The organism is Nonomuraea endophytica (assembly GCF_014203235.1).
Lineage (GTDB): Bacteria > Actinomycetota > Actinomycetes > Streptosporangiales > Streptosporangiaceae > Nonomuraea > Nonomuraea endophytica.
In genome coordinates this window covers 662,855-677,375 of sequence record NZ_JACHIN010000004.1, presented here as the reverse complement: position 1 = coordinate 677,375, position 14,521 = coordinate 662,855, and the positions used below count along the sequence as shown (strand labels likewise).

At 72.0% G+C, this 14,521-nt stretch carries 11 protein-coding genes; 7 read left to right on the top strand and 4 right to left on the bottom strand.

Going from position 1 to position 14,521, the window contains the following annotated elements:
- Positions 1–30: 30 nt before the first annotated feature.
- The gene (locus tag HNR40_RS18670; protein WP_184962838.1) at positions 31–408 is read left to right on the top strand and encodes a DUF8711 family protein; all 378 of its coding nucleotides are present in this window, start codon (positions 31–33) and stop codon (positions 406–408) included.
- Positions 409–545: 137 nt separating this feature from the next.
- Here HNR40_RS18670 and HNR40_RS18665 read toward each other — a convergent pair whose 3' ends face one another.
- On the bottom strand, positions 546–1,469 hold the full coding sequence (locus HNR40_RS18665; RefSeq protein ID WP_221340511.1) for a DUF3500 domain-containing protein: 924 nt from the start codon (positions 1,467–1,469) through the stop codon (positions 546–548).
- A 50-nt stretch (positions 1,470–1,519) separates the two neighbouring features.
- On the opposite strand from HNR40_RS18665, the gene HNR40_RS18660 reads away from it, so the two are divergent.
- Complete coding sequence (locus HNR40_RS18660) at positions 1,520–1,846, top strand: YidH family protein (RefSeq protein ID WP_184962836.1); 327 nt, start codon at positions 1,520–1,522, stop codon at positions 1,844–1,846.
- A gap of 2 nt (positions 1,847–1,848) precedes the next feature.
- Positions 1,849–2,172, top strand: a complete 324-nt coding sequence (locus HNR40_RS18655) for a DUF202 domain-containing protein (RefSeq protein ID WP_184962834.1) — start codon at positions 1,849–1,851, stop codon at positions 2,170–2,172.
- On the opposite strand, the gene HNR40_RS18650 is transcribed toward HNR40_RS18655, so the two are convergent.
- A complete protein-coding gene (locus HNR40_RS18650) occupies positions 2,165–6,073 on the bottom strand; it encodes a tetratricopeptide repeat protein (protein ID WP_184962831.1) in 3,909 nt (1,302 codons plus the stop codon). The two genes, HNR40_RS18655 and HNR40_RS18650, sit on opposite strands and share 8 nt — an antisense overlap.
- 103 nt (positions 6,074–6,176) lie before the next feature.
- Here HNR40_RS18650 and HNR40_RS18645 point away from each other — a divergent pair, with 103 nt between their 5' ends.
- A complete protein-coding gene (locus HNR40_RS18645; RefSeq protein ID WP_184962829.1) occupies positions 6,177–6,479 on the top strand; it encodes a hypothetical protein in 303 nt (100 codons plus the stop codon).
- Between the two features lie 127 nt (positions 6,480–6,606).
- Here HNR40_RS18645 and HNR40_RS18640 read toward each other — a convergent pair whose 3' ends face one another.
- Together HNR40_RS18640 and HNR40_RS18635 are read right to left on the bottom strand one after the other, a co-directional pair.
- Positions 6,607–8,430: an ABC transporter ATP-binding protein gene (locus tag HNR40_RS18640; RefSeq protein WP_184962827.1), complete on the bottom strand. Its 1,824-nt coding sequence runs from the start codon at positions 8,428–8,430 to the stop codon at positions 6,607–6,609.
- On the bottom strand, positions 8,427–10,148 hold the full coding sequence (locus HNR40_RS18635) for an ABC transporter ATP-binding protein (protein ID WP_184962825.1): 1,722 nt from the start codon (positions 10,146–10,148) through the stop codon (positions 8,427–8,429). The genes HNR40_RS18640 and HNR40_RS18635 overlap by 4 nt, the downstream gene beginning before the upstream one ends.
- A gap of 163 nt (positions 10,149–10,311) precedes the next feature.
- Here HNR40_RS18635 and HNR40_RS18630 point away from each other — a divergent pair, with 163 nt between their 5' ends.
- The 3 genes from HNR40_RS18630 to HNR40_RS18620 all read left to right on the top strand — a co-directional run bounded on the left by HNR40_RS18630 (position 10,312) and on the right by HNR40_RS18620 (position 14,520).
- A complete protein-coding gene (locus HNR40_RS18630) occupies positions 10,312–10,842 on the top strand; it encodes a GNAT family N-acetyltransferase (protein WP_221340510.1) in 531 nt (176 codons plus the stop codon).
- 115 nt (positions 10,843–10,957) lie between these two features.
- A complete protein-coding gene (locus tag HNR40_RS18625; protein ID WP_184962823.1) occupies positions 10,958–13,714 on the top strand; it encodes a Na+/H+ antiporter subunit A in 2,757 nt (918 codons plus the stop codon).
- Positions 13,711–14,520, top strand: a complete 810-nt coding sequence (locus tag HNR40_RS18620) for a Na(+)/H(+) antiporter subunit C (RefSeq protein ID WP_184962820.1) — start codon at positions 13,711–13,713, stop codon at positions 14,518–14,520. The genes HNR40_RS18625 and HNR40_RS18620 overlap by 4 nt, the downstream gene beginning before the upstream one ends.
- Position 14,521: the final 1 nt, after the last annotated feature.

Genomic DNA, 14,521 nt, shown 5'->3' with positions numbered 1-14,521 from the left:
GGGCGCGAGCCGTTGGGTAGGGTCGCAGGTATGCGACTCCGGTTTGTGCCCCTAGCCCTTTTCGCCTCTGCCGTCTTCCTCGCCGGGTGCGGCGAGGTCAACAGCACCATCGACAAGGCCCAGGCGTGCCTGGAGGCGCCGAAGATCGTCGCCGACCTGGTGGCCGAGGTCGGCAAGTTCACCAACGATCCGAAGGCGATGGACAAGGCCATCGACGACGCCGCCACCAAGCTGAACGGCGTGGCCGACAAGGCCTCCAACACCACCCTCAAGGAAGCCACCGACAGCCTGGCCACGTCGCTGGGCAACATCAACGTCAAGACCGCCAACGACGCCGTCGACTCCGCGCAGAAGGTGACCGCCGACACCGCGGCCTACCTGGAGAAGATCGCCAAGGCCTGTTCCTAGCAGCCCCGGCCGCGCGCAAGCCCTCAGTCCGCAGGCCCTCAGTCCGCAGGCCCTCAGTCCGCGCGGGCCTCAAACCGCGCGGGCCTCAAACCGCGCGGGCCTCACGGCCCGCGCCATGGCCCGTGCCGGAGTGGCCGTCATCCCTGGTGTTCCTCGGCCAGGTGGGCGGGCAGGAGCGCGGCGCCGAAGTCGGCGCCGGGGCGGCGTAGCACCGAGTGGGCGTGGTTGGCGCCGTTCTGGGTGTTGTCGTACTCGATGAGCAGGCCCGGGCCCTGGATGCGGTAGTAGTGGCCATGGCCGCGCTCGGCGGGTCCGGCCCAGGCGAAGGCCAGCTTGCCCGGCTCCACCGGCACACGGAGCGCGGGCGCCAGGCGGTCGACGTAGACCGAGGCCAGCCTGCCCAGCAGTGTCGCCGCCGAGCCCGGCAGTTCCGCGCCGCGCACCCCAAGCGGGTCCAGAGGGTCGGTGGCGATGGCGGTGCCGGTCAGGATGTCGGGCGGGGCCGTACCGGCGATGAGGGCCGCCGCGCGGTGAGCGGCGGGCAGGTCGGCGAGCAGCGCCCGCGCCAGATCCTCCTCCAGCGGCAGCGGCCGGGTGACCGCGACGCCCTCGTAGGTGACCGCGGCCGGGTTGGCGCCCAGGAACAACGGCGCCACCTCCACCTCGTCCCCGCTGACCGTGGCGGTCACCGAGACGTGGTGGCCTTCGAAGCGCCAGCTCCAGCGGGCCGCGCCGGGCGTGCCGAAGAGCGCGAGGTAGTAGTCGTCGCTGTGGCGCCGGCCCCGGCCCTCCTCGCGCAGGTCGAGCACCTCTTCCAGAGCCATCACGGTCACCGCCTGGGCGAAGGCGTGCGGGGCCAGCGCGGTGGCCAGCAGGCGGTGGGCGGCGTTGCGGGCGCGCCTGCCCAGCCCGAGCAGCGGGACTCCGGGCCGCCACGCCGGGACGTACGTCCACTGCACGCGCAGCGGGTCGGCGAAGTCGTGCGCGGCCAGCCCCCGTCGTTCCTCGTCGAGGGCGTCGAGGAACTCCCCGGCGACGGCCGCCATGGCCTGTGCGGTCATGGTGATTCCCGCCTTCTCTAGGGGTTGTATGTACGAATTATGGTGATTCTATGGAGCCCGACCCCAGATTCACCCTTGCGAATGAACGTACCTTTTTGACGTGGTTGAGCACCGCTTTGGCGTTGAGCGCGGGCGGCGTGGCGATGGCCGCCGTGCCGGAGGACGTCTTCGTCCCGTGGATCCGCACCGGTCTGGCCATCATGCTCGTCGCCCTGGCCGCGCTCGCCGCGGGCATGGCCTACCCGCGCTGGCGCAACATCCAGCGCGCCCTGCGCGACCAATCTCCGCTGCCCCCGCCCGCCCTCGCCGCCGTCTTCGGGTACGGCGTGGCCGCCGTGGCCGTCATCGCCCTGGTGCTCATCATCCTCGCGATCTGACCATGTCCAAGGAGATCTGGGACCCGGGCCTGCAGAGCGAACGCACCCGCCTGGCCTGGGTGCGGACCGCCGTCGCCCTGTCCACCGGCGGCCTCGCGGCGGCTGGGCTCACCCTGCGGGCCGGACTGCCCCCGGCCGCCGTGGCCGGTTTCGCGCTGGCCTCCCTGTGCGGCGGCGTCCTGCTGGCCAGGACCGGGGTCCGCTTCCGCCGCCACCAGCGCGCCCTGCACGGAGGCGTGCCGCTGGACGCCGGCCTCGACGCGCTGTTCGCCTGGCTCGGCACCCTCTCCGTGGTGGCCGGGGCGATCTTCTTCGTCCTCAGCTGAGGACCCGAGTACGCCAGCCGTCGGGGAACTCCCTGCGCCCCAGATCGTCCAGCAGAGACAGCAGCCGGTAGCGCCCCGGGACCGGCGGATCGTCCAGCAGATCCCAGAAGCAGCGGAAATAGCCATCCGCCCGATCCCGCCCGCGCAGCGGCTCCAGCTCCTCCACCGCCTCGTCCGTGCGGCCCAGGCAGGCCAGCGCCAGCGCGCGCACGTGGCGGTCCTTCTCGCTGCCGGTGTGCGCCGGGTTCGGCTCGGCCGCCTGGACCAGCAGCCGTTCAGCCCGCTCCGGGTCGGATTTGCGCAGCATCACGCCCAGCCGGACGCTGTAGCCCCGATAGCCGTCCCGCTCCGCCGCGTGCGCCAGCTCCAGATGGGCGCGGGCCGCGTCCGGGGCGCCGCGCATCAGCTCGACCATGGCGCAGTCCAGGTGATCGGCGTGCGCCGCGTCCGCCTCGCTGATCGCCGCCGCCTCGCCCGACATGGCGAGCACCACCGCCAGCCCCGCCTTGATCCCGGAGTGGTCGGGCCCGGCCCGCAGCCCCTGGCGGTAGACCTGACCCGCCTCCTCCAGCCGGCACAACGCCGTCAGGTGCCCGCCGAGCAGGTAGTAGGCCCTGGGGTAGTCGGGGGAGATCCTGACCGCCGTCCGGTAGGCGCTCTCGGCGGCCGCGTTGTCGCCGAGCGCGAAGTAGGCGTTGCCCAGCTCCAGATAGGCCGCGGCGTGCTCGGGATCCAGGCGTATCGCCTCCTCCAGCGACCGGGCCGAGGCGGCGACGTCGCGCAGGCACGCGTGCAGGACGCCCGCCAGATAGTGCAGCCCCGAGGAACCGGGCCGCCTCTCCAGCCGCCGCTCGGTCAGCTCGACCGCCGTGGTCCAGGCGACGACCGCCTCCGCCGGCCGGTCGAGGTCGCGCAGCACGTACCCCAGGCCCTCATAGGCATAAGGGTTGCCGGCGTCCATCTCGATCGCCATCCGGTACGCGGCTTCCGCCTCCTGCGGCCGGTCCAGCGCGTGCAGCGTGTCGGCCAGCTGCTTGCCGATGAACATCGTGCGCCCGATCTCGATCACCCGCTGGTAGGCGCGCGCCGCCGCCTCGTGCTCTTCGAGGTTGGAGTGCAGCGCCCCCAGCCACTCGTACATCGGCCCCGACCCCGGATTGCGCTCCACCTCCGCCTGCAGGATGCGCAGCCCGAGCCGCCACTGCCGCCGCGCCTCCTGCGGACGGTCGAGCTGAGCGAGCACCGACCCGAGCCGGCCGTAGGCGCTGAAGTCCTCCGGATCGAGCTCCACCACCAGCCGGTACGCCGCCTCCGCCTCCTCCATCCGGCCGAGGGCCAGCAGGGCGTTGCCCAGGTAGGTGTGGGTGTCGGGGTTGTCCGGGCGTACCTGGGTCAGCCGGTCGGCCAGGGCCAGCGCCTGCTCGTGCTCCTCCGACGCCTCGGCCAGCAGGCACGACCAGTCGAGGAAGCTCGGGTCCTCCGGCGCGCGTTCGAGCTGCTCGGCCAGGATGCTCCTGGCCCGCCCCCGGTGCTCCAGCTCCAGGACCCTGGGGCCGGACAGGTGGTAGGAGTTCCAGATGTGCAGGGTCGGCCAGAACCGTTCCTCGTCGTCGTTCCTGGCGGCCTCGAACGCCTGGATGGCCTCGGCGTATCTGCCGTACTGGCGCAGGGCCAGGCCGAGCTGGGTCCAGGCGCCCTCGTCGCCGGGCTTGAGCTCGGCGGCTTCTCGGTAGAAGCCGAGCGCCAGGCCCTGGTAGCCGAGGGCGGTGATGTCGTGGCCGAGGCCCATCGCCAGCGACGCCGGGTCGGCGGCGAGCCTGACCGCGGTGGCGAAGGCCTCCTCCGCCCGGGTCTGCTCGCCCAGGGCCAGCGCGGTCAGCCCGAGGTGGCGCCAGGCGTCGGCCGCGTCCGGCGCGTACCTGGTGGCCAGCTCGGCCGCGCGCAGCGCGTCGTTCGACGGCGAGCGGCGCAGGTTGGCCGGGTCGACCAGGTCGCGGGCGATCTCCATCGCGGCCTGCGCGACCTGCTCCAGCGCGGCGGGCGACGACCCGGCCAGCAGCGCGGCGGCCCGCTCGGTCAGCACGATCCGCGCCCCGGTGTCGAGCGACAGCCAGCGGGCGTGCCGCAGCCGCAGCAGGTCGAGCAGGCCGGCCCGGATCTCGCCCTCGACCGGGCTGTAGTCGGAGCGGGCGCTGTCCATCAGCGCGAACGTGCGCTCCAGCGTCTTCTGGTAGGGGGTGAAGCCGGGCCTGAGCATGTCCTGCATGGTGTCCAGGTGCTCACGCTGGTCAGGGGTCAGCACGGGCTCGAAGAAGCGCGCGGTGAGCAGGAGGTCGCCGGCGAAGCCGCGGTCCAGGACGCAGATCGGGAACAGCCTGGCCATCAGCCGCAGGCCGTCCACGTTGTCGGTCCAGAACGCGTGCCACAGCAGCGTCTCGACGTTCTCCCGCCAGGCCCGGTCGTCCAGGCGCTCGGTGCCGTCCAGGCCGTCCTGGCCGGCCAGCCGTTCGCACAGCACTTCGATGGCGCGCCGGTTGGCCTCCAGCACGGTGTAGCGGTCCTGCGGCCCGAGCAGGAACGAGCGGAACGTCGAGCGGACCGCCTGGTGCAGGCGGCGGGTCCTGGTCAGGATGAAGTCGTGCCTGCGCACCAGCTCGTCCATGATGCGGGCGAAGGCCAGCGGCTCGCCGACGTCCCACAGCGCCGACAGCAGCGAGGCGTCCAGGCGCTCCGAGCGGTGCAGGGCCATGCCGAACAGCAGCATGCGCTCCAGCGGGTCGTGGGTGTGCTTGAGATAGCGCTCGGCCAGCGTCCTGATGACGAAGGAGACCTCGCCGTTCTCGCCGATCTCGGCCAGCGCGTCCTCGACGTCGCCGGTGCTCTCGATCTCGTGGCACAACATCGACACGGCCAGCGGGATGCCCCTGCTGGCCCGCCAGATCCGCTCCACCGGCAGGTCGACGGCGGCCGGGCCGAGGCGGCGGTCCAGGTATTCGGCCAGCGTCCCCATGTCGAAGACCTCCATGAGGATGCGGCGGAAGCGGGTGCCGGGCAGCTCGCGCTGGTAGAGCGAGGCCTCGTTGCCCTCGGTCGGGCTCAGCTCCTCCTCCAGCCGCATGGCGATCACCCAGACGACGCCGGGGCCGGACAGGCGTACCGCCTCGCGCAGCCGCCGGTGGTCGGCCGGGCGCAGCAGTTCCGCCGTGTCCAGGAAGATCGCGATGGGTGAGCCCTTGCGGCCGCCGGTCAGGCTGCGCAGCCCGGCCGCGAACGCGGCCACCACCTGGTCGCGCATCCGCGCCACCCGGGCCTGCTCCCTGGCCAGCCGTTCGGCCTTCTGCTGCTTACGGCGGTGCAGCGCGTCGGCGCCGCGGTCGACCATCCGGTCCAGCGGGCTGGTCGGCAGCGGCACGCCGAACAGCGCGTCGCCGACCAGCTCCCCGCCGAGCTCCAGCGCGCCCTTGGTCCAGGCGCGGGCGCCGGAGTCGTTCTCGTCGCCCTCCGGCGCGTCCTGGTCGCTCTCCCCGAGCGCGTCCACGGCGGCGACGAAGTCCTCGAACTCCTTGCCCGCCGCCCGGCCCTGCCGCCGCTCGCCCGGCGGGCACAGCTCGAAGGCGATCCGCTCCAGCGTGCTCACCAGGCTGGCCCGCCACAGGCCCACCGCCTGGTCGAGGTCCTGCACCTGCTCGGCGTCGAGGTCCACCAGCACCCCGCGCAGCCCGGCCGCCGCGGCCATGTCCACGTAGCGGTTGACCAGCGTGCTCTTGCCCATGCCGCCGTGGCCGTGCACGAGGACGGCGAAGCCCTCGTCGGGCCCGTCCCCCGGATCGCGCAACGCGCTCAGCAGCGAGGCGAAGCGCTCCTGCTCTTCCGTACGGCCTACGAAGATCTGACGCGCCACTTGCCGCTCCAGGTGGGGGGTTACCGGGGTCCGTGCCGATGTTTCTACCCCGGTTGCGGGCGTGCGCAAGCCGGGCGGACACTCGAAGAGAGGGGGTGACCTCATGGAAGAACAGCGCAGAAGCGTGCCGTTCGAGTGCCGGGGATGCTGGCATGTCTGGGAAGAGGACTACCTCGTGCGATCGGTCGACGACCGCCATGGTAACGAAAGAGAGGTGTGGGTCCGCTCGGGCGTGCTCGTCCCGCCGCCGTCGAGCGCCGCGGTCTGCCCCCAGTGCGGCGGGCAGCAGACCACGACCTTCCCCGAGGGCTATCTGGCCCGCCACCCGGAGGCGCGACTGGCCGCGCAGCCGCCGCCCACCGACGAGACGGCCCTGCTCAGCCCGGTACGACCACGCCTGCTCTGAGTCCCGGCGAAGACCTCGGCCCCGTCGTGGTGGGGAATGACCTCGGGCCCCGCCGCGAAGGGGAACGACCACGGGCCCCGCCGCGACGGGGAATCCCGGAGGGGCCTCGTGCCCCTCCGGGAAACGCTCAGCTGAGGCTCTCGATCCACGCCCTGTGCAGGCTGGCGAAGCGGCCGGAGGCGGCGATGAGCTCGTCGGGATGCCCGTCCTCGACGATCTCACCGCGCTCCATCACCAGCACCCGGTCGGCGATCTCCACGGTCGACAGCCGGTGAGCGATGATCAGCGCCGTGCGGTCGGCCAGGATCGTGCGCAACGCCCGCTGGACCAGCCGCTCGCTCGGCACGTCCAGCGACGAGGTCGCCTCGTCCAGGATGAGCACCGCCGGGTCGGCCAGGAACGCCCGCGCGAACGCGACCAGTTGCCGCTGACCGGCGGACATGCGCCCGCCGCGCTTGCCCACCTCGGTGTCGTAGCCGTCGGGCAGCGCGCTGATGAACTCGTGCGCCCCGATCGCCTTGGCCGCCTCGCGCACCTCGCGGTCGGTGGCGTCCGGCCGGCCGAAGCGGATGTTGTCGGCGACGGTGCCGGAGAACAGGAAGTTCTCCTGGGTCACCATGACGACCGCGCGGCGCAGCGTCGGCTCGTCGAGCACGGTCAGGTCGACCCCGTCGAGGAGCACGCGCCCCTCGGCCGGGTCGTAGAAGCGGGAGATCAGCTTGGCCAGCGTCGTCTTGCCCGCGCCCGTCGCCCCGACCAGCGCCACGCTCTGCCCGGCCGGGATCGTCAGGTCCAGCTTCGGCAGGATCGGCATCTCCTCGGTGTAGGCGAAGCGCACGTCCTCGAAGCGCACCTTGCCCCTGGCGCTCTCCAGCGGGGTGGGCTTGCGCGGCTCGGGCACCGCCGGCCGCTCCTCCAGCACGCCGGACAGCTTCTCCAGCGCCGCGCCCGCCGACTGCAGCGTGTTGTAGAACTGGCTGATCTCCTGCATCGGCTCGTAGAACTGGCGCAGGTAGAGCAGGAACGCCGCCAGCACGCCGACCGTGACCTCCTGGTGCAGGGCCAGCCAGCCGCCGTACACCAGCACGCCGGCGACGGTCACGTTGCCGATGAGCTTGATGCCCGGCATGAAGATCGCGAGCAGCTGCATGCTGCGCGCGTTGGCGTCGCGGTAGTCGGCGTTGAGCTGCTTGAAGATCTCCTGGTTGCGGTGCTCGCGGCGGAAGGCCTGGACCGCGCGGATGCCGGTCATCGACTCGACGAAGTGCACGATGACGAGTGCGACCGTCTCGCGGGTGCGCCGGTAGACGATCGCCGACTGCCTGCGGAACCACCGGGTGAACAGCAGCAGCAGCGGCAGCGGGATCAGCGCGAGCAGGCCGAGGTGCAGGTCCAGGACGATCAGCAGCGCCGCCGTGCCGAACATCGTCAGCACGGCCGTGACCAGGCCGTCGAAGCCCGACTGCAGCAGCTCGGCGATCGCCTCGATGTCGGAGGTCAGCCGGGAGATGACCCGGCCCGACGTGTACTTCTCGTGGAAGGACAGCGACAGCCGCTGGAAGTGGTCGAACACGCGCCGGCGCAGCTCCAGCAGGATGTCCTGGCCGATGCGCCCCGACAGCTTCAGGAACGCCTGCCGGGTGAGCGCCTGGGTCGCCGCGGCGGCCAGGATCACGCCGACCACGGTCAGCAGCGTGCCGGTGCCGGTGCCCTTGAGCATCGGCGGGATGCCCTCGTCGATGCCCACCTTCACCAGGTACGGGATCGCCAGGCCGGCCATGTTGGAGACGATGATGATCGCGGTCAGCACCGCGATCTGCTTCTTGTGCGGTTTCAGCAGGTCACCGAGGAGCTTGCGGGAGCGCTCCCGCAGCAACACCGAGACCTTCTCGTCGAGCTCGTCCTGCTCCTCGGAGGCCACGCCGCGCCAGGCCTTGGTCGGGGTGGTCATCGCAGCGCTCCTTCCGAGGGGTCGAGGTCGGCGTCCTGGGCCAGCAGTTCCCGGTACTCGGGCACCGCCTCCAGCAGCTCGTGGTGGGTGCCGACGTGCGTGATCGTGCCGCCGCGCAGCAGCGCCACCTTGTCGGCCAGCAGCACCGTCGAGGCGCGGTGCGCCACGACGATGCCGGTCGCGTCGCGCAGCACCCGCCGCAGCGCCTCCTCCACGAGCGCCTCGGTCTCGACGTCCAGCGCCGAGAGCGTGTCGTCCAGGACGAGGATCCTCGGCTTGCTCAGTACGGCCCGCGCCAGCGCCAGCCGCTGCCGCTGCCCGCCCGACAGCGACATGCCCTGCTCGCCGATCCGGGTGTCGAGCCCCCAGGGCAAGTCGTAGACGAACTGCGCCTGCGCGGTGCGGATCGCCGCGTCCAGTTCCTCCTCGGAGGAGTCGAGGTGGCCGAGCGTGAGGTTCTCCCTGACGCTCATCGAGAACAGCGTCGGCTCCTCGAACGCGGTCGCCACGATCTGCCGCAGCGAGCCCAGCTCCAGCTCGCGCACGTCGTGCCCGTCGATCGTGACCCGGCCGCCGGTGGGGTCGAGCAGGCGGGGGACCAGCGAGGTCAGCGTCGTCTTGCCGGAGCCGGTCGCGCCGACGACGGCCACGGTCTCGCCGGGCCGTACCTCCAGCCAGAGATCGTCGAGCACGGGGCTCTCGGCGCCGGGGAAGCGGTACTCGACGCCTTCGAAGCGCAGGTGGCCGCGTGGTTCGCGGGCCGTGTCGGCGCCGTCCTGGATCTCCGGGACGGTGTCCATGACCTCCATGACGCGGTCGGCGGCGGTCATGGCCTCCTGGGACATGGCCAGGATGTAGCCGAGGCTGGCGATCGGCCAGACGAGCTGCAGCATCAGCGTGGTGAAGGCGACCAGCGTGCCCAGCGAAAGGTCGCCGCCGCCCACGGCGAGCGCGCCCAGCAGCAGGACGAGCGCGAGCGTGAAGTTGGGGATGACCTCGAGGAAGGTGAAGAAGCGCGCGGAGTGGCGCACCTTCTCCATGGAGGTCCCGTACACCTTGAGCGCGGAGTCGTCGAAGGAGTCGAAGACGTGGTGCCGGCGCCCGAACGCCTTGATCGTCCGGATGCCGATGGCCGACTCCTCGACCAGCGTGGCGAGGTCGCCCTGCTCGTCCTGGACCCGGCGGGAGATGAGGATGTAGCGCTTCTCGAACCGCAGCGACACCACCACGATCGGCACCGCCGACCCGGCGACCAGCAGCCCGAGCGGCCAGTACATGTTGAGCAGCACGATGGTGACGGTCGTCAGCTGCAGGATGTTCATGACGAGGAAGAGCATCCCGAAGCCGAGGAAGCGGCGGATCGCCGACAGGTCCGTCGTGGCACGTGACAACAGCTGGCCGGACTGCCATTCGTTGTGGAAGGCCATCGGCAGCCGCTGCAGGTGCCGGTAGAGGTCGTCCCTGATGCGGGTCTCCAGCCCGAGGACCGGCCCGACCTGGGCCCAGCGGCGGAGGAAGGTGAGGAGTGCTTCGAGGACGCCGACACCGAGCGCCAGAAGCCCGAGAGGAAGCAGCGCCCCCTGGTCACCGTGGGCCACGGGCCCGTCGATGACCTCTTTGCCGATGAGGGGGAGCGCGATGCTGGCCCCGATGCCGAGGAGGGCGACCAGCCAGATGAAGACGAGTTTGCCGATGTAAGGGCGGAGGTAGCCCTTCATCCGCCACAGGGAGTTGGTAGACAGCAGGGGACGGCGGGAGGTTGTGGTATCGGGAGGCACTCAATCAATGCTAACCCGACCGATCAACCCATTTTTGGCCGGGGTTTGTTTCGGTCGGGCCCTAAATGGTAGTAGCTGATGCGTGCGTGATCCAATGTCGCGCGTGACCGTCATCGTGAACGCCGAAGCGTCCCCCGTCCTTTTCCTCCGTCCCTGGCAAGACGACGACCTGGCCGCGCTGGTGAGCGCGTACCGGGATCCCGAGCTGCGCAAGTGGACGCTTCACCCCATCGTGACCGACGACGACGGGCGGCGCTGGCTGGACCTTCAGCACCAAGGCTGGGAGAGCGGGGAGCGGATGAGCTTCGCCGTACGGGAGGAGGGGAAGGACGCGCTTCTGGGCAATGTGGTCATGAAGCGCACCGACCCGCTGGGTGACACCGCCGAGGTCGGCTACTGGACGGCGGCGCCCGCCCGCGGCAGGGGAGTGGCGCCGCGGGCCGTGCGGTCGCTGACCGCCTGGGCGTTCTCCACCTATCCCGTGCTGGTGACGCTGGAGCTGCTCCACCAGATCGACAACGTCGCCTCGTGCAGGGTGGCGGAGAAGACGGGCTACCTGTTCGAGGAGATCCTCCCGGCCGAGCCGCCGTATCCGTACGACGGGCACCGGCACTGTCTCCGCCGCCCCGATTAGGCAGGGAATCGGTCAAGGCGGCGCGTCGCGCGGCGGACGGGCATGATCATGCGGGGCACAGTGGGACGCGACCGGCCCACGATCCCGCCGGACCGCCGTAGCCCGTGAGGAGCGCATGGAGCCGCTGCTGATCCTGCACGCCGTGGCGGCGATGTGCGCGCCGGCGCTCGTGCGGGTGATGGGCAGGGGTGCCTTCACAGTGCTGGCGGCGGTCCCGGCGCTGGCTCTGGTGTTCACGGCGGGGCGGGTGCCGTACGAGCACACGCGCGCGTGGGCGCCGCAGCTCGGGCTGGAGCTGGCCTTCCGGGTCGACGAGCTGTCGGCGCTCATGGTGACGCTGGTGACCGGGATCGGGGCGCTGGTCCTGTGGTACTGCTCGCGCTACTTCGGGCCTGACGCCCAGGGGCTCGGGCGCTTCGCCGGCGTCCTGGTGGCGTTCGCGGGGGCCATGCTCGGGCTGGTGGTCGCCGACGACCTGCTCCTGCTGTACGTCTTCTGGGAACTGACCACCGTCTTCTCCTACCTGCTGATCGGCTACGACCCCGAGAGCCGGGCCAGCCGGGTCGCCGCCATGCAGGCGCTCACCGTGACCACGCTCGGCGGGCTGGCGATGCTGGCCGGGCTGGTCATCATCGGCCAGGCGGCAGGCACCTACCGGATCTCGCGGATCGTGGCCGACCCGCCCCAGGGCGGCATGGTGGTGACGGCGCTGGTTCTGGTGCTGGCGGGCGCGCTGGCCAAGTCGGCGATCTTCCCGTTCAGCCTGTGGCTGCCCGGCGCGATGGCCGCCCCGACCCCGGTCTCGGCGTACCTGCACGCGGCCGCGATGGTGAAGGCGGGCATCTACCTGCTGGCGCGCCTCGGGCCGGCGTTCGGGGACGTTGCGGTGTGGCGGCTGGTCGCGGTGCCGCTCGGGCTGGCGACCATGCTGATGGCCGGCTGGCGGGCGCTGCGCGAGACCGACCTGAAACGCCTGCTCGCCTACGGCACCGTGAGCCAGCTCGGCTTCCTCACCGTGCTGTTCGGCGCGGGCACGGGCGCCGCGGCGCTCGCCGGCGTGGCCATGCTGCTGGCCCACGCCCTGTTCAAGGCGGCGCTGTTCCTGGTCGTCGGCATCGTCGACCACGCCACCGGCACCCGCGACCTGACCGTGCTGAGCGGGCTGCGCACCACGATGCCGTGGGTGTGCGCCGCCTCCGTCCTGGCCGCCGCGTCGATGGCGGGCCTGCCGCCGCTGCTGGGTTTCGCCGGAAAGGAAGCCGCCTTCGAGTCCCTGCTGCACGACCCGCTGGTGCTGGCCGGTGTCGTGCTCGGCTCGCTGCTGACCGTCGCCTACACCGCCCGCTTCCTCTGGGGCGCCTTCGCCGCCAAGCCCGGCCTGCCGCCCACACCGGTCCGGCCCACCCCGGCGCCGATGTTCACCCCGCCCGCGCTGCTGTCCGTCCTCGGCCTCGCCACCGCCTTCACCGCCAGTTGGTACGGCGCCGCCATGACCCCCTACACCGCCACCTACCCCGACCACGGCCCCGAGGTCCACCTGGCTCTGTGGTCAGGCGCCCTGACCCCGCTCGCCCTGTCCGCCGTCGCCCTGGCAGGTGGCATCGCCCTCTTCCTGATCAGGGAACCCGTCGCCAGGCTCGGCGCCTCCCTCCACGTGCTCGACGCCGCCCAGCTTTACTGGGCGTTCATGCGCGGCGTGGACCGCAACGCCACCATCCTCACCGGCCTCCTCCAGCGCGGCTCCCTGCCCGCCTACCTCACGCTTGCCCTGGCCGTCATGGCCGCCACCGGCTGCTTCTCCTTCCTGTACGGCGGCGCCCCCGTCCTCGACCTGGACGTCACCGCCTGGGCCAGGCCAGAGCAGCCGGTCATCGGCGCGGTCCTGGTGGCCGGAGCCGTCGCCCTGCTGTTCGTGCGCGGCCACATCCTGCTCGCGCTGATGGCCGGCGTCACCGGCTACGGCGCCGCCCTGCTGTTCCTGGTCCACGGCTCGCCCGACCTGGCGCTCACCCAGTTCCTCGCCGAGACGCTCAGCCTGGTGATGTTCGCGCTGGTGCTCAGGCGGCTGCCGGTCAGCCCTGAGCGCGACTCGGCCCGGGTGCCGTTCGGGCTGCGGCTCGGACTGGGCCTGGTCACCGGGGTGGTGGCCGCGGGGGCCGGGATGGTGGCGCTGCACGAGCGCACCGCCGTACCGGTGGGCACGCAGCTGGCCGCGGCGGCCGAGCGGGCGGGGGCGACCAACATCGTCAGCGCGCTCCTGGTGGACATCCGCGCCTGGGACACGCTGGGCGAGAGCTCGGTGATCATCGTGCTGACGCTCGGCGTGACGAGCCTGGTCTTCCTGCGCCGCCGTACCTTCAGCCTCGAACGTGAGGACGCGGCGCCGCTCCTGGACGGGCGCACGCACTGGTTGTCGGCCACGCTGCCGGCCGGCCAGCGCTCGGTCATCTTCGAGATCGTGGCCAGGCTGACCTTCCACACGATGTTGCTGCTGTCGGTGTTCCTGCTGCTCACCGGGCACGGCCGGGTGGGCGGCGGGTTCGCCGGCGGCATCGTGGCCGGGCTCGCGGTGGCGGTGCGCTACCTGGCGGGCGGCCGCTACGAGCTGGCCAGGGCGCTGCCGGTCAACGCCGGCGTGCTGATCGGCGTGGGGCTGACACTCTCGGTGTGCTGCGCGCTGATCGGGTGGGGCGCGGGCGGCGACGCGCTGCGCATGCTCGCGGCCGACGTGACGCTCCCGCTGGTCGGGACCCTGCACCTGTCGACGGTGCTGCTGTTCGACTTCGGCATCTACCTGTCCGTGGTCGGCATGGTCGGCGACGTCCTGCGGAGCCTGGGGGCCGAGCTCGACCGGCAGATGGAGGGTCCGTGAGCCTGCCGCTGGTGCCGTTCGCGCTGTCCGCCGTGCTCATCGCCGCGGGCGTCACGTTGCTGCTGGAGCGGAGCCTGGTCAGGATCCTGGTCGGCGTCATCGTCCTGTCGAACGGCGTCAACCTGCTGATCGTCACCGCGGGCGGGCCGGCGGGCCGCCCGCCGTTCGCCGGCACCGAGGGGATGGCCGACCCGCTGCCGCAGGCGATGGTCCTGACCTCGATCGTGATCACGCTGGGCGTGACCGCGTTCCTGCTGGCCATGGCGCACCGCTCCTGGCAGCTGACCGGCGACGACGCCGTGCAGGACGACACCGAGGACCGCCGGGTGCGCATCAGGGCCACCGCGGGCGAGCTGAGCCGCGGACTGCGCGACCGGGAGAGGTCCTACGAACGGCTCGTCGCCGACCAGCGCGCCGAACTGGCCCGCCTGGACGCCGAGCGGATCGAGCGCGAGCGCCGCGCGGCCGCCGAGCTGGAGTCCCGGATCCTGGAGATCAACGTCGACCTCGGCCGCTGGATGGAGGCGCACAAGAACGACGGGCTGCCCGCCGAGGAACTGCTGCGCCGCTTCGAGGAGGCCAGGCGGCAGGAGGAGGCCCAGGCCCGAGGCAAGGACGACCGGGTGCGCGAACTGCGCGACGACTTCGCCCGCCGTCAGCGCGAGCAGGACGCCGCCGAGGCGGAACTGCGGCGCAAGCTGCGTACCAGGCAGCGCGAGGCGCGAAGGAAGCTGCGCGCGGCGATCCGCGAGGACCTGCGCAGGCAGGCGCTCGCCCAGGATCCCGAGCTGGAGGGGGAGGACTGAC